At 43.7% G+C, this 18,286-nt stretch carries 16 protein-coding genes; 5 read left to right on the top strand and 11 right to left on the bottom strand.

Annotation, left to right across the window (positions count from 1 at the left end):
- Nucleotides 1–146: 146 nt before the first annotated feature.
- The gene (locus tag CC90_RS23415) at nucleotides 147–2,981 is read right to left on the bottom strand and encodes a GH25 family lysozyme (RefSeq protein WP_051869810.1); all 2,835 of its coding nucleotides are present in this window, start codon (nucleotides 2,979–2,981) and stop codon (nucleotides 147–149) included.
- A 377-nt stretch (nucleotides 2,982–3,358) separates the two neighbouring features.
- Here CC90_RS23415 and CC90_RS24275 point away from each other — a divergent pair, with 377 nt between their 5' ends.
- Nucleotides 3,359–3,556 carry a hypothetical protein gene (locus CC90_RS24275; protein ID WP_132038502.1) on the top strand — a complete coding sequence of 66 codons (198 nt, stop codon included), beginning with the start codon at nucleotides 3,359–3,361 and terminating at the stop codon, nucleotides 3,554–3,556.
- A gap of 259 nt (nucleotides 3,557–3,815) precedes the next feature.
- Nucleotides 3,816–4,802 carry an SGNH/GDSL hydrolase family protein gene (locus CC90_RS0119750; RefSeq protein WP_031392436.1) on the top strand — a complete coding sequence of 329 codons (987 nt, stop codon included), beginning with the start codon at nucleotides 3,816–3,818 and terminating at the stop codon, nucleotides 4,800–4,802.
- A 60-nt stretch (nucleotides 4,803–4,862) separates the two neighbouring features.
- Here CC90_RS0119750 and CC90_RS0119745 read toward each other — a convergent pair whose 3' ends face one another.
- From CC90_RS0119745 to CC90_RS0119730, 4 genes are all read right to left on the bottom strand, one after another.
- Complete coding sequence (locus CC90_RS0119745; RefSeq protein WP_031392435.1) at nucleotides 4,863–5,915, bottom strand: hypothetical protein; 1,053 nt, start codon at nucleotides 5,913–5,915, stop codon at nucleotides 4,863–4,865.
- Nucleotides 5,916–5,979: 64 nt separating this feature from the next.
- Nucleotides 5,980–7,494, bottom strand: a complete 1,515-nt coding sequence (locus CC90_RS0119740) for an MBOAT family O-acyltransferase (protein ID WP_031392434.1) — start codon at nucleotides 7,492–7,494, stop codon at nucleotides 5,980–5,982.
- A 102-nt stretch (nucleotides 7,495–7,596) separates the two neighbouring features.
- Nucleotides 7,597–8,418 carry a hypothetical protein gene (locus tag CC90_RS0119735; protein WP_031392433.1) on the bottom strand — a complete coding sequence of 274 codons (822 nt, stop codon included), beginning with the start codon at nucleotides 8,416–8,418 and terminating at the stop codon, nucleotides 7,597–7,599.
- Between the two features lie 24 nt (nucleotides 8,419–8,442).
- Nucleotides 8,443–9,552 carry a DUF6077 domain-containing protein gene (locus CC90_RS0119730; RefSeq protein ID WP_132038503.1) on the bottom strand — a complete coding sequence of 370 codons (1,110 nt, stop codon included), beginning with the start codon at nucleotides 9,550–9,552 and terminating at the stop codon, nucleotides 8,443–8,445.
- Between the two features lie 307 nt (nucleotides 9,553–9,859).
- On the opposite strand from CC90_RS0119730, the gene CC90_RS0119725 reads away from it, so the two are divergent.
- Both CC90_RS0119725 and CC90_RS0119720 read left to right on the top strand, forming a co-directional pair.
- The gene (locus CC90_RS0119725; protein WP_031392431.1) at nucleotides 9,860–10,402 is read left to right on the top strand and encodes a PadR family transcriptional regulator; all 543 of its coding nucleotides are present in this window, start codon (nucleotides 9,860–9,862) and stop codon (nucleotides 10,400–10,402) included.
- A 5-nt stretch (nucleotides 10,403–10,407) separates the two neighbouring features.
- Complete coding sequence (locus tag CC90_RS0119720; protein WP_031392430.1) at nucleotides 10,408–10,800, top strand: hypothetical protein; 393 nt, start codon at nucleotides 10,408–10,410, stop codon at nucleotides 10,798–10,800.
- 203 nt (nucleotides 10,801–11,003) lie between these two features.
- Here CC90_RS0119720 and CC90_RS0119715 read toward each other — a convergent pair whose 3' ends face one another.
- Genes CC90_RS0119715 through CC90_RS0119695 form a run of 5 tightly spaced genes read right to left on the bottom strand, consistent with a single transcriptional unit; the run spans nucleotide 11,004 to nucleotide 14,912 of the window.
- On the bottom strand, nucleotides 11,004–11,867 hold the full coding sequence (locus tag CC90_RS0119715; protein ID WP_242843346.1) for an energy-coupling factor ABC transporter ATP-binding protein: 864 nt from the start codon (nucleotides 11,865–11,867) through the stop codon (nucleotides 11,004–11,006).
- The gene (locus CC90_RS0119710; RefSeq protein ID WP_242843345.1) at nucleotides 11,868–12,737 is read right to left on the bottom strand and encodes an energy-coupling factor ABC transporter ATP-binding protein; all 870 of its coding nucleotides are present in this window, start codon (nucleotides 12,735–12,737) and stop codon (nucleotides 11,868–11,870) included. It abuts the gene before it with no gap.
- Nucleotides 12,728–13,501, bottom strand: a complete 774-nt coding sequence (locus tag CC90_RS0119705; RefSeq protein WP_031392427.1) for an energy-coupling factor transporter transmembrane component T family protein — start codon at nucleotides 13,499–13,501, stop codon at nucleotides 12,728–12,730. Before CC90_RS0119705 ends, CC90_RS0119710 begins: the two co-directional genes overlap by 10 nt.
- A 32-nt stretch (nucleotides 13,502–13,533) precedes the next feature.
- Complete coding sequence (locus tag CC90_RS0119700; RefSeq protein ID WP_031392426.1) at nucleotides 13,534–14,148, bottom strand: membrane protein; 615 nt, start codon at nucleotides 14,146–14,148, stop codon at nucleotides 13,534–13,536.
- Nucleotides 14,149–14,165: 17 nt separating this feature from the next.
- On the bottom strand, nucleotides 14,166–14,912 hold the full coding sequence (locus tag CC90_RS0119695) for a nucleoside phosphorylase (protein WP_031392425.1): 747 nt from the start codon (nucleotides 14,910–14,912) through the stop codon (nucleotides 14,166–14,168).
- A 644-nt stretch (nucleotides 14,913–15,556) separates the two neighbouring features.
- Here CC90_RS0119695 and CC90_RS0119690 point away from each other — a divergent pair.
- Nucleotides 15,557–17,149: an NAD(P)/FAD-dependent oxidoreductase gene (locus CC90_RS0119690; protein ID WP_031392424.1), complete on the top strand. Its 1,593-nt coding sequence runs from the start codon at nucleotides 15,557–15,559 to the stop codon at nucleotides 17,147–17,149.
- Between the two features lie 51 nt (nucleotides 17,150–17,200).
- On the opposite strand, the gene CC90_RS0119685 is transcribed toward CC90_RS0119690, so the two are convergent.
- Entirely contained in the window at nucleotides 17,201–18,220 is a 1,020-nt protein-coding gene (locus CC90_RS0119685; protein ID WP_031392423.1) for an SGNH/GDSL hydrolase family protein, read from the bottom strand.
- Nucleotides 18,221–18,286 lie beyond the last annotated feature (66 nt).

Below are 18,286 nucleotides of genomic sequence, written 5' to 3'. Positions count from 1 at the left end.
AGACAACTAACCGGGGTTGCCGGCTTTACTAATATCAAACAAGCTCAATATGGCGGCTGCCCGTGAAGTCTTTGATTAATACCTGTAGATAAATATAGCTCATTCTTTTCCCCTTTGCAATATTCTATACAATTTATAAAAAATAATTAATATCCCAAGTAACTGATATTCAAATCTACAGAACCGCTTATGCCCGATACGGAACCTTTGGATGAATACTGCCACAGATCGTACTTCGTCGCCGAGTAGCTAGGGGCAGCCGCGTATTGAGCCAGCCATATTTTATAGCTGGTAAGGCTTGCCGTATTGATATAGGAGGTCAGCCATGTCTTGTTCGCATAGATTCCTGCCGTATATCCTGAGTTCTGAATAGTCTGGCAGAATGCTTTGCAGACTGCAGTTCTTGCATCTTTACCGATGTTATCCGCCCGTCCGCCGCTAGGCTCTACATCCAAAAATACAGGATAAGAAATTTTATAACCGCTGACCAGGCTTGCTACCATGGAGGCTTCCTCAACCGCTTCCACCTCGTTTACCGCCTGCGTAAAGAAATACACGCCCACCTTAAGGCCTGCTGCCGAAGCTCCTTGAATATTGGAGCGGAACTTCGGATCCTCAATCAAAGCTCCCGTACTGGAGCCGCGGTAACCGCAGCGAATGATAACATAGGATACGCCGGAATTCTTCACGGCGTTCCAATCAATATTTCCGTTCCACTTGGATACGTCGATTCCCATATTGCCTGAGGAGGAAGATAATGCTCCGTCACTGCCGAAATTATATTTCGCTCCTTTAATAATCTGTTCACCGGTTACCTTGCTGCCGTCCGCATTGAAATAATAAGTCTTGCCGTCGATGGTCTGCCAGCCGGTATATTTGTACTCGGCAGTCGCCGATGATAATTTATAAAATTTATCCGCTTTAAAATAATCGGAGTAAACGGCTTCTCTGAATTTGCTGTCCGTTTCCTTAACATAGAGCTGATTGCCGGAGTTGTCTTTCAACTTTGTGGAGCTGTCCTTTTCCGGATTAGTCTTAACGGTAACTTCGCAGGTCGCTGCGATAGAATTATCTGCATTGCTCATCGCCTTAATCGTCGTAGTTCCGGCACTCACACCGGTTACCGTGCCGTCACCTGACACTGTCGCTGCCGCACTGTTGCTGGAGGACCATGTGATGGAGACATCTGACGCATTTTTTACTTCCGCAGTAAGCTTAAACGTCTTTTCCGTAAGCACCTTTCCGGTCGCTGCGCTGATTGTAATCGAAGGCTTCACCTTCTCAGGCTCTATAACTGTTACCGTACAGGTCGCTATATGTCCGGTAGATGTTTTGGCTGTAATATCCGCCGTTCCGGCGCTCACTGCCGCAATAGTTCCTCCGGCTACCGATACGATTCCTGCATTGCTGCTGTTCCACTCCACCGCATTTCCTGCAGGATCCGTGGTTGCCGTCAAAACAGCAGTCTCTCCCGTTTTCAAAGAAAGGCTGGTTTTGTCCAGACTGACCTTTATCTCTGTGACCACAGGCGGTGGTGTTGTATCTGTGGGTGGCGTCCCTGTATCCGTAGGTGTTGTTGCGGTGCCCGAAGCTGTCGTATCGGTCGTTGGCACTGTAGTACCTGCAGCCGTTTGATCTGTGGTCGCTGCCGCAAAACGAATGAATCCGCTTGCTTTTACAAGGGTGTTAGGGTCCGTAATCTTATCCTTCGATACTTCCTCATAACCGGCCTCGGTTCCCGATCCGTTTAATGCCGTCTTCGTGGATTCCACCCACGCTACCGTATCCGTAAGAACGGATTCAACCGCCGTTTCCTGCTTCTTCGTATCCTCTGCCGCAACGTTAACGTCCGATTCCTTCTTTACCTCATCGGAAACATCTACCTTCTTATATTCGATTTTATCCTTTATGGTAACCGACACGCTTTCGGTGGAAAAGGTATAATCCTCCGCACCGGAAATGCTTGCCATGGCAACACTGCATTTACCCGCCGCCATATCGGTCCGATAAATAATTCCGTCTTTGTCTTCATCCTTCAGCGTGTAGGTTTTCCCTCCCCCATCCGTAATATTTACTTCAAAGGGCACGCTTGCTACCAGCTTGCCGGTCGCGCTGTTCACGAACTTTATCTTTAAGTCCTTTTGCATGGAGCTAAGGTGCATCTCTACCTTGACCGCCTCCGTCGTCTCCAGCTCTTTCTCCTCGTACTCCGTCACCGCCTCGGTCATTTCTTCCTGAACAGCCACCTTAGCTGCCTGCGCGTCAGCCACTGCCAAAAGTCCGCTTTCTCCGATAACCTCGATTCCTTCCATTCCGGCGCCTATCTCCTGAAAGGAAGCTACCTGCATATCAGACGCCTTCGCGTCCGCATACATCGTACATGTCACAATGGCAAAAACCATAATCAGGGCACCGGTAGATGCCACGATTCTATCGATGGTATCCATATGCTTTATTTTATACCATAGACGACTTTCTTTACCATTATTCCTTCTATCCCGGGAGTTCTTAGCTGCCGCCTTTGTCTTTTTGCCCGAAGTGCTTTTTCGCTTCTCCAATGCGTATTCTTTCTTAGACGATGTCTTCTTCCCGGCCGGCATTTCTTTCTTCTTGACCGATAGTTCTTTCTCCTTGACTGATATCTTTTTCCCAGTCGGCGCCTCTTTCTTCCTGACCGATATCTTCTTCTCAGCCGGCGCCTCTTTCTTCCTGACCGTTATCTTCTTCTCTGTCGGAGTTTCTTTCTTCTCAGCCGATGTTCTCTTCTTTAACGGAGCGCTTTCTCTCTCCTTGGAATACCTTTTTTCCTCCAGATATTCACTTCTCTCAGAGTACTCATCTTCATCGTAAAACTCGTCCTCATCATAATAGTCATTTTCATCTAAATCCATGAAATTTAAATCTTTTATATTATCAAAATTATTAATTTCGTTGTCCATGTCCATAATAACATTATCAAATCTTCTATACTCTTTTTTCATTGCTTATGTAAACCCCTCCAAAATAATCATTTGGTAACATATTAACATAAAAAATCCATTTTTTCAATGTTTTTCACCATATCGCTCCTTTTTCTGACTTCTTCTCCTAGTGCAACGTATATCCTAAATCTATGAGGGCATTTTGCCGTACTTTTTTCATGATTTACATATTTTTCATCAATTGTATGATTAAATTAGTATTTTTTCGAATTTTGTCGATGAATTACTCGATTAAGTTATTGACTTTTTTCGTCATAACTGACACAATTAAAAACAGGCTTAATTATATTATGTTATTGGAAAAGGGGATTTTTTTCATGATGTACATGCACTATTGCAAACCTTGTCATCGGGTTCACATGCTAAATGGTCACAAGATGACATGTCCAAAATGCGGAGGAGCCATTATTGAGCTTCGCATTCCATACATGGATTACGTTTGTATGGATATGGCACAGAGAAGCGCTTTTAAAGAGCAATGTGCCGATAAGGAACAATTAAAGGAGCTCAGCACCACCTATCGCATGTATAAGTACAGCAAGTGGTACAAGGAGCTTAATAATCAGCACTGCTGACAAAATTGGGGTATTACAAAGAAGAAAGAGAAGGAATATGAGCCGGATAAAATAAATCTTAAAATTTTATCCGGCTCATATTTTGTATGGATTTTTGAAATAAATAATAGTACAATAGTTACTATTCAGCCTGTGGCTTCCTGGCAGCAATGCATTCACAGGAACATTGTCCCGTTACTTCACGCGCGAAACAAAAAATACTTTGCGATATGGAATGCTGAATAGTAACGTATAATATACACTCATCGGAGGAATCGTTATGGAAAATGGAACTGAAAATAAAAATGAAAATAAGAAATTATCCTTTAACTGGCATTATATACTTCTCGGCGCAATTCTTATCATTGCGGCGGTTGCCATCATAAAACTCGTTATCTGGAACATCGGAACCCGGTCCGATTACGACCCGAACAATCTGGCAGAGGGTTATGACATCGAAGCACTGGACACCATCATTCCCTTAAGCGAAACTAAACTGCAGGGACGAACGGACGACGGAGAGAACACTATTCTCTGTCTTGGAGGCAATCCTCTTACCGATGAAATGGGGCAAAATGGCTTTACCGCCCTCTTAGCGCAAAAAACGGGAGCTACCGTATATAACGGTGGATTTCCTGATTCCGGTATCGCAGCGAAACACTCCGCTTACACCGAAGGGTATCCAAGGGATAACTTTAATCTTCCTTACGTGGCAAAAAGCATCGCAAGCAAGGACTTCACTGCTTTAACATCCGCAGCGGCAGCGGAACAAGATGAAAAATATGCACAGTCGGCAGAAATCTTGGCATCCATCGATTACAATAAGATAGATACCATCGTCATCATGTATGATGCTATCGATTATTTAGAAAAAGTTCCTTCCGACAATCCAAACGACCCTTATGAGCTCAGCGCTTATACCGGAGGCCTCCGAAACGCCATTGAGACAATTCAGGAAGCTTACCCCTATATCCGTATCTTCGTCATGTCCCATACCTTTGCGCAGTGCATCGATGAGAACGGCAATTACCAGAACGGAGGCACTGTGGACCTTGGAAACGGCGCTCTTCCTCATTATCTTGTGAAGGAAGTAGATGTGGCAATTTCCTGCGGAGTGTCCATCATCGACAACTATTACGGCACGATAAACGAGGATAATTACAGGGATTATATGACCGACTATATCCATTTAAACGATGCCGGAAGAAATGCTCTCGCCGATCGGCTGGCAGAAGTTATAAATACCGGACACACTTCTTCCAAATAAAATCTTTCAGTTAACGAAACGGGAACGACAGTTTAGTTCTGTCGCTCCCGTTTTTTATAACTAGTATTCTACCGAAAATAACTCTTCAAAATCATAAGAGGCAACAATATCCCTCATCTTTGCAAGCTCCTTATGAAGATTCACTTTTGTCACTTCGCACTCGCCTGAAGCGAAGCATTCCGTCATATAGCGGTTAATATCCGGATGGTAATGACTGTAATCCGCATAATTGTCCAAATCGCTTATAATCCATTCCTGATCGCAAAAAAAGAATACTCTTACATTATCATATTCCAGCAAACGCTCCGTCAGGTACTCGTATTCCCTCAAGGTAGCTTCCATATGATTTTCCCTCAAAACGTCATTCCAGAACAAAATACTGTAAGGAGGATAAAAAATATAAAATTCCGTATCCGGATTCGCTTCAATATAAGGACAGATGTTCGTATCCAGATTCGCCTTTACATTGCGCACGTAATTTTCGGGATCCGCCCCCTCCTGCACCAGCTCCGGCTGCTCATAGTTATGCATTACCCATTGTTTATTATAATATTCCTCCGTCCACCAGCTTGCATAAACGGTAGCCAGATCCGTCTTGTCCGGATCCGCAAGCGGCCTTAGAATATATTCCAGAAGCACATCTTTATTCAGTACATAGGAAATATCATTCCACACATTATCATCATACAAGTATTTCGGAATCGGATACTTCGTTTCCTCCACCCCTCCTGTATAGGTAATCACATCGATTCCCAAAAAGGCTGCCTTTACCTTATGGCCGCTTCCAAAAACAATGTCCATGATGTTCGCCTGATCCTTGGGAAACGCGCCGCTATAACTGAGCTTCAAGGTCTCAAGTCCCATTAGCTCCTGAAACCAGTCCGTATTGAAGTTTACCGTCATGGAGGAGCCGAGAATCACACTGTCGTAGTCCATGTGTTTAGCCATCCCCGGATTCTGATTGATCTGATTATCCACCACGTAAGGAAAGTCCTCCAATGGTTCATGATATTGAAAAAACGGATCCACATACACCACAAGAAGTATTACTGCTGCCGCTGCCGCCGCAAGCGTTACAATAAATGTTAATAGCCACTTTTTATATTGTTTCATTCTCTTTTATTCCTCAAGCTTTTCAAGTGCATACCAATCGGCATACTCCCAAGCATTGCTCCCATTAAAAGTTAAAGTAAAGAAAACTGCTGACATTTGAAAAGGCCAGGACACACCACAGGAACAGTCCCGCCATTATCACTGCCGACCACACTTTCGGCTTTATTTTTTCGGAAATTTCCATCGCATTTTTGCCGAAAAACACGAGCAGAAGGGAGAACGCCGTGATGACGAACATCATAATATAATGTCCGTATTCCCAGCTATCCAGATGAAGCACCTTTAAGACATACCAGAACTCATCCAGGTTAAAGTATTCAGCAAGATTCTTATTTATGCGGGCAAATCCACCCTTTATTACCAAGCGCAAAAGCTCGTTCCCCTGCGCCACACTTTCTGCCCGGAAATATACCCACGTAACACTGACATATCCAAAGGTGAGCAGTACGCTCATCCCATGAAGGAATGATGTCTTCAAGTTATGTACTGTGCTTCCTTCCTTCGGTTTCGCTATCCTTCTTTGCCACATACGGGTAAATACGTACAATACCCCGTGAAGCATTCCCCATAAAATGAAGTTCCATGAGTGGTTTATACCCATTCCCGACCCATGCCACAGACCGCTGAGCAAAAATACGATCAGCAGATTGCGATACATTCTCCATACTCCTTCTCTGTTCCCCCCCAGAGGAATATATACATATTTCGTGAAAAATCGGCTCAAAGTAATATGCCACCGCTTCCAGAAATCCACAATATTTTGTGCCTTATAGGGCGAGTTGAAGTTTATCGGAAGATCTATATTGAACATGCGGCTGATTCCTATCGCCATATCTATATAACCGCTGAAATCGAAATAAAGCTGAAGCGCATAAAAAATCACCAAAAGTAAGGCATCGGTGCCGTGCATGCTTCCCAGATTGGAATAGCCATAGTCTACAGCTCCGCCGAAGGTATCTGCCAATACTACCTTTTTTAACATACCGAAAACAAACAGGCAAAGTCCTCGCATAAAACGTTCCGCATCGAATCCTCTTTTCCCGATTTGTGTAAATTCCGGCAGCATCTGGGCATGGAAAACGATAGGTCCTTCCACCAGCTTAGGGAAATAAGAAATATACAGCACATAATCCATAAATCCACAGGACTTTATTTCCCCCCTATAGTTATCCACCAAAAAAGAAATTTGTGAAAAGGTAAAAAAACTGATTCCGATAGGTAGTGCCGCTTGTAAAAGCGGCAAATTGCCCCCCAATGCGTTTATATTATCAATAAAGAAATTGACATATTTAAAATAGGACAAAAGCCCCAGATTACCAAGGATTCCGACTGCCAACAGCCCTTTTTTACAGTATGAAACACTTTCTTTCACCCGGCTCATCCCATGAACCGCCCCATAATTAAAAGCCATACTCGCTATAAGAATCAGCAGATACCCTGTCCGAAAACTCCCGTAAAACCATAGGGATATTGCTATCAGCCAGAGCTTCGCGCCTCTGCCCCTTTTTTCCAGCAAGTAATAGATCAGAAGGCACGCCGGCAGAAAAGCAAATACAAATTTATATGAGTTAAATAACATCTTTACACCCGCCCAATCAGTTCCTATTCAGCCTTTCGCTGTTACTGTTCACTCCGTTCTCAGCAACAAATGATGCATAAAAAATATGCATTCCGCATTATTTTATTTCGTGCTTGCTGCTACCGGATCGTAATAAACCGGATAGCCGTCTATCGTATCCAGAAGCTCCAGACCAAAATTCTCAGGGGCCTGCGTCACTTCCTTGTTATTAGGAAGCACGATATACGTGCAATATCTTTCCCGCGTCAGCTTTAACAGCTCCTCGATATCGATAATCGTCGGATTGTTCATAATCGTATGCACCGGCTCCGCATACTGCCATTTCGGTTCTACCATTTCCCTGCCGTAAAGCATCTGTATATCCGTATCGTACTGTCTTACGAAATAAACCAAATCAGTGGGAAAGACAGACCAAATTCTTTCTTCGCCGTCCTCAGGAGCTATCAGGTCGCAAATATCGATTACGGTCTGAGGAAGATGATAGAGATTCTCCGCCTTCGACATATATTGACTGGCATACACGTATTTTCCGCAAAAAGCGATTGCTATTGCCAAAGCGGCCAGCACCGCCCTCTTCATCCAATTTCCCTGATTGGATGATATCCTTCCTTCCAATTTATCATACAATAAGGCAGCCAGCTTCACCCCCGCGTAAGCGATAATAATACCCATAGGAATGAGCCAGAGTACCCTGTAATAGGTATCCCCCTCTCCGCTCATCAACCGCACGAACACTTTTCGGAAGATGGGAAAGAAAAACAAAAACAGCAGTGTAAGCGGCGTATACACGAAGATAGCTCTCCGCCTTCTATCCTTTTCCATAAAAAGCAGAAAGACTAACGACAATAAAAACAAGATTATCGTCAGGCGATTTCCCGTATAGTTTTTAAAAATGACCACGCTCTCCATAAAAATTCCATACATACCAAAAATTCTCCTATTATATTCTTAAATGTGCAAAAGTAAGTACAATATCATATATGCCACATTAGGTATGCACACGATTCCTGCCTTGATGAGCACGCTGAATTTCCGCTCCGCTATCATCATCCAGAATGCGATAACTGCTATCATCACCGCTCCGAGGAATACCACCATGGAGGTACATACGCCCGCTGTCATATTTGCAAGCCATAAGAGGAGCCATAGGCCAAAGGTGTTTTCCTTTTCTTCCAAGCGTCCCTCTTTTCGTGTCTTATGTTCATTCTCCTTATCGAATATCCACAGCAGCAGACATACGATAAGAGGAAGCACGAAATTTGCCGCCAGAGATTTTCCCTGCCATGTTCTCGTCAGGAAAAAGGTCTCGTTGGTATATATGGACACGTTTCCAAATATTTGCAAAAGAGCCATAAACACCATAAATGCCGGCAAGAGTTCTTTCTTCTTACGCAAAAGCTGTTTACCGATTTCAAAGTAAACCACATAGGTCAGAGGGATAAACACAAAAGGAATGACACTATGCGCCAATATCGTTGTATGGATTCCCGTCATCCTTCCCACGTATGCAATCCATATAGGCAGCACTGCCAGAGAATGTCTGATATCCAGAGAGGTTGTCCCTCCTGTATAGGGTTTGATCAAATACATTGTATTGCTCTGCTGAGTCACCAGAGACTGCGCCACGTATTCTGCATCGTCTCCGTCAAAAGAGGTGAGAGTAAACGCTTTATAAAGCTGGAATGCAATGAGTGCCAAAAATAAGATCCATTCTATTTTCTCTTCTATGGAAACATCCGTCCACCGAAATACTGGTTTTAAGGACACCCACTGTTTCTTCCTAACAGCCCATGCGCTTAAGGCTACGCCTGCTGCTGCCGCAATCGCCATACCCACAGTAAAAATGCGTACCATAACAAGGAAGCTGCTGTATTTTACAAGAAGTATCGCAGGCACTGTTACCAGCCAGCACATCGGAAGCATAATAACATAACCGGCGATGAATACCACTCCTATATTTTTCTTTTCCTTCGGTATCCACCGCAAAGGGATCAGCCCGATACAAAAGGGAAGCACAAACATCCATAATATAATGCCTAAAATTTTAACTACGATCATTACTGTCTGCTCCGTTTCACTATTCTTTATACCCAGATTGCAGGTTGCTATTTGTAAGTTTAACCCAATTCGCATTATCTGTCCATACATCTATTTTATACATCGCTTTTCTCCTTTTCCTTCCTCCTGTTATTTCATCCTGCTACATATTACCACTCACTTTTCGTGCTCTGATGGGTGATAATAAACCATTTAGGAAACTAAAATAAGACGTATCTGTATACATGCCTTCCTATTATTGGCTTGACATAGCACAAAACCAACATTACAATATATCTAATAGATATATCAATTCGGAGGTTTTAAAATGTTAGAATCTATTATTTTAGGTATGGTATTGGAACATGACTTAACAGGCTATGACATCAAAAAAATGATAGAAAACGGCATCGGTGTTTTCTATAAGGCGAGCTATGGCAGTCTGTATCCCGCCTTAAAAAGATTGACCGAAAAAGGTTTTTTAACAACGTCTGAAAAACCACAGGGCGGCAGAAAAAAAATATTTTATCACATTACAAAGGAGGGACAGGACCATTTTTTTGAGTGGCTTTCTTCACCAATGGATATATTTGAAGGTACCAATACCCATCTGTCCAAGGTCTATTTTTTTGACAAATTATCACCGGAAATTCGTGAGCGCCAGCTATTTGAGTATGAAATAAACAACAGAAATTATTTGAAAAAGCTCCTTGACTTAGAAAAGAAATTTAACGAATTAGAGAATAGCGAATGTTTTTATTACAAACTGTCTACTCTCTATTACGGAATCGGTATTATGCAAAAAGCGATTGGGTGGTGCCAGCATATCCGTATGCAAAGACCTTTATCGGATTTGATTGAAAGCGAGTGAATATTATGGAAATTGTGGAATCCAAAACACCAATCATAATTATTTCCTATCGTAACTGTGAAATATATTGCTGCCATTTGGACGGATATAAGACAAACAGAAAAGCGCTTCTTGACCGCCTGTCAAAAATTGAAGCATTCTTCTCATCCAAGCCTTCTCATGTCATGTTCAGGATATGGTATAACATGGACGAAAACAGTTTAGATAAGCAAACTATGAGATTAATAATTGAAAGCATTTCCCGGCTTCGGGAACATACATACAAGATAGCGTTTATAGGTTTAGATGGATTTACAAAGTGGAGATTTCATAATATTTTAGAACAGACTCCGGAGAATAGAGGCATTACAAAGGCATATTTTACAGATGCAGAGTTAGCGAAAGAATGGCTTGTCTGACAGGCTAAAGGTGATAAGTGTGAAAGAAAAGCGCTTTCAACTATTGATTCCCCGTCCGCCAAAGCGGACATAAGGTATAATTATGATAACAAAATCTCCGAGCGGAGCATATTGCAAAGATAAGCACCCGCATTATAAAAGGGACTTCCTTAGGAAAAGGACAAATTTATTTTTGTACCGATATGGAGGAAGCAAAAACCTGGTCAGTTAGTGATTAGATTTTGTTTCTCACGCTGATAAGCCACAAATTCACCGGCATTTAAAAAGACCTCTTCATAACCGAGACTCTGGCAAAGTCTGGTCACATTTGGCTGCTCCAAATAAGCCTCCTTCAGAATGGTCTCGTCCGCGAAAACCTCTTTCGCACTGCCGTCGAGAAGCACTCCCCCCTTGGCAAATACAATAACACGCTCGAAAACATCCGCCACAAAATCCATATCATGAATGATGGTAATGACAGTGACACCTTCACTCCTTAACTTGCGGATTACCGACTTGATCCGCTCTTTTCCATAGTAATCCTGAGCGATTGTTGGCTCGTCAAATATGATTACCTTGGGATCCATCGCTACGATGGAAGCGATTGCCACGAGCTTCCGGCTGGACAAGCCAAGGTCGTAAGGATTTTTATCCTCATGGCCGGACAGTCCCACCAGTTCCAGCGCCTCTAACGATTTTTCTCTGGCTGCGGCCTCTCCCATACCGATTTTAAGCGGACCGAACATGACCTCGTCAAGAACCCGGTTCTTAAAAATCTGATCGTTGGGATTCTGGAAAACCATACCGATATGTCTGGCCAGTTGTGCCACCGTTATATCGCGTATATCCTTTCCGTCGAACTCCACAGCCCCCTCTGTAGGCCGAAGCAAACCTTTCAGCAGCTTTACAAAGGTGGTCTTTCCCGCACCATTTTGCCCGATAATAGCAGTCGTCCTCTCATCGATAGCAAAATTAAGCCCTTTTAAAATCTCCTCCCCTTCGGTGTAAGAAAAATGTAAATCCTTGATTTGCATGAGTGTCCTGTACTCATTTATGTTTTTTCCTGAGTGTCCCATACTCATTTCCATCTACATCCCCCTCTTTTCCTTGCTAAGTAAATCATAAGCCTCCTCCAGTGTTACGGGATAACAGCCGGTCTCAGCATTTTTAAGATTCAGTTCTCTGCAAATCTTCGTGAACGCCGGGGGCTCTACTCCGTATGTGTCCAAATCTTCTCTCGAAAAAATTCTCTGGGGTGTATCGAAATCGATGAGCTTCCCGCCGTCCAAAAGCAGAACCCTATCGCTGTATGATGCGATTTTTTCCACGTTATGTTCCACCATGAATATGGTAATTCCTTTTTTGCTCAACTTCTGTACCGCTTGATACACTTCCTCTCTGCCTTGCGGATCTAGCTGTGAAGTAGGCTCGTCCAATACGATGACTTCAGGCTGCATTGCGATAATTCCGGCAATGGCCATACGCTGCATCTGTCCGCCCGACAAATCGAAGGGTTCCCTATCCTTGTACTTCATGATATCCAAAAGCTCCATCGCCTCGTCGATACGATGTATCATTTCCTGCCTTTCGATTCCCAAGTTCTCAAGCCCGAAGGCAATTTCTTCATATACCGTGAGCTTAGAGCCGGTAACCTGATTGAAAGGATTCTGAAATACGATGCCGACTTTTTTGCAAAGCTCGTCCAAATCCACATTCTTTACTTCCAGCTCGTCAATCAGAATCCTTCCCCCGTAGGCTCCCTTGTAAAAATTAGGAACCAGCCCCGCAATAGCTTGACAGAGAGTACTCTTTCCGGAGTCATTTTTTCCTATGATTCCGATAAATTCACCCTGCTCCACAGAAAAGGAGATACCATCCAGAGCCAAAAAATCCGTTGCAAGATATTTGTATTTTAAATTTTCTACGATTATCTTTGGGTGTTTTGTACTCATTTCCATCCTGCAATCCTCCACACAATGCCCGCGGCGAGCAGGATAAGCATCCCGAGCTGAACGTATCTGTCAGCACCGCATTTTTTTTCATCATTTAAGAATGTCTTTTTATTTTTCGCGTTAAATCCTCGTACCTCCAGCGCCAAAGCGCGTTCCTTCGTATTGATCAGCGAACTCATAACTACCGGCGAAATCAAGGGAATAAACGCCTTGATACGCACCAGAAGATTTCCCTCTGTCTCCATTCCTCTGCTTCTCTGCGCATCGGTAATGGTAGACATGGTCTCCGTCATCTGAGGAATGATCTGAAAAACAGATATGAACACGTATCCGAACCTGGACGAAAAACCCTTCCTCACGAAATTCTCCACAATATCTGAGGGCTTTGCAGTAAGAATCAGCACACAGAAGCTCAGCAGGATATTGAGCACATTGATCACGATTCCCAAAGCAAAATAAAGTCCCTCTTCGTAAAAACTGACAGGACCGACAGTAAGCACCGGAGTAACATTTCCGGCGCGGAATATTCCCTGAATGATAACAACGGTAAGCAGGACAAAGCCCGAAATGCTCAAAATCGGCACAGTCTTTCTAAGCACCTTGGATATGAGCAGCAAACAAGCGCTGAAGACAATGAATCCGACGCTGACCCACTTGCTGCCCATGATAACAGGCAGCAAGAGAGCGACCACGATATAAAGTATTTTACTTTCCGGCGCCATCTTATTCAGCAACGAACCTTTTTCTTCATACAAACTAATACTCTTCATTTTATAAATATGCCTTCCTTAGATTCCTTAGATTAATCGTCCAGACTTTCAATCGTATCTCCGCTCTGATACAGTGCCACCAGGCTCTTAGGCAGGCTCTTGCTGATTCCAAATACGATCAGTATAACTGCAATCTTATCCGGAAGGTCTACGATAACTTCATCCAGAAATGAAGCGATAAATACCGGTATATTCTGTGCCAGTGCCCATGCATAAACGGCATCGCCCCATATATTTCCGGTAGTTCCTCCCCAGAAAATCATGTTAAGGGGCGTGGATACCACAACGGCAACAAAACCGACTATGATGGCGGTAACTAGTGACAGCTTGATATTTTTCATAAAGCCCTTGTAAGACAATACACCGACCACAAGACCGATAGCGATGTTCGTCAAGGCGTATACCGTCGAAATCGGATCCATCGTAAGTCCGTAAATAATGTTATTGGCAGCACCACATAGCGCGCCCACAATCGGGCCTGCAAGCACCGCTGCCAGGCAGGTTCCGATGGCATCCAGCCACAGCGGAAGCTTCAGCGCGCCGGCAAACAGCTTGCCCAGATAGTTGATTCCGATGGCCGCCGGAATCAATACCAGCGTCGCCGTGTTAAATTTCAGTGACCATAAACTCTTTCCATTTTTACTCATTTCCTTATTCCCTCCGTTTAATTGTTCGTATTGTTTTGTATGACAAAGGCTTCCAATGCTGTAATGATTTCATTTTCCTCGCCTTGTTTTACGATAGATTCTCCGTCCACATAATCGTTGATATTCTGCTTTAAATCGGCCTCGAACTCCACCACCGTATTCAAAATAGAGGCACATTTTACCCCCCGCAGAGCTCCAATTGTGAACAGCGCGGCCGTCTCCATATCCGCTCCCAAAATTCCTTTCGCCGACCAGTAGGCATCGATGGCTTCTTCTTTGTCGGTATAAAAACTGTCATGGCTTCTCGCTTTCCCGATGTGGAAAGGAAATCCCTTCTCCTCCGCCGACCGAATAGTAGCCATAAGAAGACGGGTATCCGGAATGGCCGGATATACCGGCTCAATATAGGCTTTAGAGGCTCCGTCATCCCTTACCGCCCCGTTTACGAGGACCAGATCCCCGAGGCGTATGGAAGGGTCAAGAGCACCACAGCTCCCGATGCGAATCATATATTCCACTCCGATATTGCGCAGCTCCTCTACGGTAATTCCTGTGGAAGCCCCGCCCATTCCGGTAGAAACTGCCAGTATCTTAATGCCCTTGTAATATCCGCTGGCACTTCGCATTTCCCTGTTATATTGGAGCTCCTTCGCATCCGTCAAAAACTTCTTAATATGGTCGATTCTTCCCGGATCTCCCGGTAAAATCGCGTATTTTGCTCCGTCCTGCACCGATAAACGGATGTGAGCCTGTCTTTCTTCTATGAGTGTTTTGTACTCATTGAGTGTTTTGTACTCATTGAGTGTTTTGTACTCATTGAGTGTTTTATGCTCATTCTCCATATTCGCATCCCCTTCTTCCCACAATTTTCTCTTTCTATCAATGCCTCCAACGCTTCTTTTTTGTTTGCTGTAATTTTCTTCTTGTCACTTTCAACATAACCGTATCCGAACGACTCTTTCCTCTTCCGGATTTTCCAAGGCGCTGCTGACAAGATAGTGGAGCCATAACTGCAAGCTTTCCCATTTCTTTGTGGAATATGTTTTATTTTCTGCGATAAATTCATTTGTTTTTATTTCATTTTATTATAATGGTTTGAAACAGTAACTACAAGGTATTATACCTTAAAACCAGATATCTTTCATAGCTTCTCATAAAAATATTACCATCTCAGGAATATTTGTCCAGCTTATTTTTTATATAAATTTATATATAAACAATCGAAAACCCGATACAGGCGGTTTCATACCCGAGATTGAGAATAGACATTCTATCGATTACATGTTAAAATATATCTTAATTGTGGCTTATTTGTTACGGTTCAGTCTTCATCTAAACTGTAACATTTGTTTTTGTTACGAATTGGGAAAATACAAATAATTAGTTGATATGAGAGGAATTTTAATATATGAAGAAGGTTCTTATCATAGGGGCTGGTCCTGCCGGATTGACTGCTGCCTATGAATTGCTGACAAACAAACAGGCAGATGACCATGGCAATAATGAGTTCGAAGTGGTCATATTCGAGGAAAGCTCTGCCTTTGGCGGTATCTCCAGAACGGTAAACCACAATGGAAACCGCATGGATATGGGAGGACACCGCTTCTTCTCCAAGGTGCCCGAAGTTAACAGGTGGTGGGAAAGCATGCTGCCGGAGCAGGGCAACCCATCCTACGACGATATTTTGCTAAGCCGCTCTATGCCGCTTGCCGAAAGCGGACCGGACCCGGAAAAAGAAGACCGTGTCATGCTGAACAGAAATCGCGTATCCCGCATTTACTTCAACCGAAAGTTCTTCGATTATCCGATTTCTTTAAAGTTCGAAACGATTAAAAATATGGGATTTATTACGACCATCATCGTTGGATTCAGTTATTTAAAGGCTCTTGTCTACAAAAGAAAAGAAAATTCTCTGGAAGATTTTTATATCAACCGCTTCGGGCGAAAACTTTATTCCATGTTCTTTGAAAACTACACCGAAAATCTCTGGGGAAGAAATCCCAGTGAAATTGCTCCCGATTGGGGCTCCCAGCGGGTAAAAGGACTATCTATTATCGCAATTATTAAGGACGTTTTCTCAAAAATGCTTCCCGGAAAAGAGAGACGCAAGGTGGAGACATCTCTAATCGAGCAGTTCAAGTATCCTAAGCTCGGTCCTGGCCAGCTCTGGGAGGTAACCGCCGAAGAAATCATCAAACTTGGCGGAAAAATATTGAAAAACAGCGAAGTAACGAGCCTTACCAAAGACGAAACAGGCCGCATCACAGCCCTTACCTATACCCACGACGGAATAACCTCCACCATGGAAGGCGATATTTTTATCTCCTCCATGCCGGTTAAAGATTTAGTGGGCGGCATGAACGATGTGCCCGAGAATATCGCCGCAGTAGCGTCAGGACTACCTTACCGCGATTACATGACCCTCGGCGTTCTCGTTCCGAAGCTGAACCTTAAAAACCTGACAAAAATGAGGACCGTGGGAGACATCGTCCCCGACTGCTGGATTTACGTTCATGACAGAACTGTAGATATGGGGCGTTTGCAGATATATAACAACTGGTCTCCTTATATGATTAAGGATTTGGAACATACTATATGGGTAGGACTGGAATATTTTTGTAACGAAGGGGACCGCTTCTGGTCCATGACCGATGAACAATTTTCCGAATACGCTATTGCCGAAATGATAAAAATACAGCTTATCGACAGCGCCTCCGAGGTGTTAGACACCCATGTGGAGCGTGTGAAAAAGGCATATCCCGCTTACTTCGATACTTACAAGGATATAGATAAGCTCATCGATTACTTAAATACGATCGATAACCTGTATTGCGTAGGCCGCAACGGCCAGCATCGTTATAACAATATCGACCATTCCATGTGCACCTCCTTCGAAGCCGTAAAAAATATCAAAAACGGCATAAAGGACAAGCGTAACATATGGAACGTGAATACGGAAAAAGAGTATCACGAAGACGCCAAAACCAACGAAATAGAATAACCAAATATAGAAAAGGTATCCCAACCACAACACGATTGGGATACCTTCTTCTTATTGAAAAGTCTCGCAGACCTTATCCGCAATGAGCTTCGCCCCTGCCGCATTAGGATGCGTTCCGTCACTGGTATATTCCTGCGCATTTTCATACGTTATTCCGCAGTTATACACATCGATAAGCTTCGCTCCCTTTTCCTGTGCAATGGCAGTTATCCATGCATTATAGTCCTTCACTGTCAGGCCGTGCTCGTTCATAAATGGGAACTTTTCTCCCGCATCGTTCCAGCGGGATACCTCCGCAATGGTGCAGCAATAAATTTCAGCATCGGGATACCACGTCTTCATCTTATCCAACATCAGCGCATAAGCTTCGCTGAAGGTCTGTATATATCCTTCTTCCACTGCTGAAGCGCTGTTATAAGCTCCTAACGGGATATGGTTAAGCAAGTCATTGGCACCCATCAAAATGATAATTATATCCGGCCAGTCCCCCTCCTCGCTTGCCAAATCCGCCATCCTCTGATTGCCGCAGGAATACCTTCCTTCATGATTGTCCTGAGACTGCCCGCTTACCGTGCTTCCTGAAAAGGACGCATTCCGGCAAAGCTCCATTCCTGTACGTTTTATCACCTGCATCCACCAGGTATCGTTCACATCCGTAATATCGCCGTTTTCCGGATAGAATTTACTGTAATAGTCCGGAATAAAACCGGTGAAGGTAGAAATGCTGTCGCCGCAGATAGAGACTTTTTTGCCGGCCCAAGGAGAGAGGGGCTGCTGCTCTTCATTTTTTGCTTCATCATCCGTCATACTGGTTTTATCCCCGGAATTTCCCTCTCTTTGTGCATCCGTTTTATTCTGTACACTATCTTCCGCCTGAGTACTGCCTTCCTCCTGTGCAGTACCCGACTGGGGCGAATTATCTTGTGAATCTTTTTGTTCCGAAGAATTATTCGAAATATTTTCTACTGTGTTTTCTTCTGTACCGGCACTCGCTGCGCAGGATGTTAACATCAACGCAAACGCTAATACCATTGCTGCCATATAAATCATATTTCTCTTTTTAGATTTCACTCCACCATTCTCCTTCTCCTAATCCGAGCCCCTACTAATAAAAGGGACTGCCACTGCCGTCCCTTT

The organism is Kineothrix alysoides (assembly GCF_000732725.1).
GTDB lineage: Bacteria > Bacillota > Clostridia > Lachnospirales > Lachnospiraceae > Kineothrix > Kineothrix alysoides.
The sequence above is the reverse complement of the archived record's forward strand: the minus strand, read 5'-3'. Positions and strand labels throughout refer to the sequence as shown.

Bases quoted from the DNA above. Each gene is read 5' to 3' on its own strand.
- CC90_RS0119720 (WP_031392430.1), top strand. From the start codon at position 10,408: ATGGAAATTGTGGAATCCAAAACACCAATCATAATTATTTCCTATCGT.
- CC90_RS24275 (WP_132038502.1), top strand. From the start codon at position 3,359: ATGACATGTCCAAAATGCGGAGGAGCCATTATTGAGCTTCGCATTCCA.
- CC90_RS0119705 (WP_031392427.1), bottom strand. From the start codon at position 13,501: ATGAAGAGTATTAGTTTGTATGAAGAAAAAGGTTCGTTGCTGAATAAG.
- CC90_RS0119745 (WP_031392435.1), bottom strand. From the start codon at position 5,915: ATGAAACAATATAAAAAGTGGCTATTAACATTTATTGTAACGCTTGCG.
- CC90_RS0119710 (WP_242843345.1), bottom strand. From the start codon at position 12,737: ATGGAAATGAGTACAAAACACCCAAAGATAATCGTAGAAAATTTAAAA.
- CC90_RS0119730 (WP_132038503.1), bottom strand. From the start codon at position 9,552: ATGATCGTAGTTAAAATTTTAGGCATTATATTATGGATGTTTGTGCTT.
- CC90_RS23415 (WP_051869810.1), bottom strand. From the start codon at position 2,981: ATGAAAAAAGAGTATAGAAGATTTGATAATGTTATTATGGACATGGAC.
- CC90_RS0119690 (WP_031392424.1), top strand. From the start codon at position 15,557: ATGAAGAAGGTTCTTATCATAGGGGCTGGTCCTGCCGGATTGACTGCT.
- CC90_RS0119715 (WP_242843346.1), bottom strand. From the start codon at position 11,867: ATGGAAATGAGTATGGGACACTCAGGAAAAAACATAAATGAGTACAGG.
- CC90_RS0119725 (WP_031392431.1), top strand. From the start codon at position 9,860: ATGTTAGAATCTATTATTTTAGGTATGGTATTGGAACATGACTTAACA.
- CC90_RS0119740 (WP_031392434.1), bottom strand. From the start codon at position 7,494: ATGTTATTTAACTCATATAAATTTGTATTTGCTTTTCTGCCGGCGTGC.
- CC90_RS0119700 (WP_031392426.1), bottom strand. From the start codon at position 14,148: ATGAGTAAAAATGGAAAGAGTTTATGGTCACTGAAATTTAACACGGCG.
- CC90_RS0119750 (WP_031392436.1), top strand. From the start codon at position 3,816: ATGGAAAATGGAACTGAAAATAAAAATGAAAATAAGAAATTATCCTTT.
- CC90_RS0119735 (WP_031392433.1), bottom strand. From the start codon at position 8,418: ATGTATGGAATTTTTATGGAGAGCGTGGTCATTTTTAAAAACTATACG.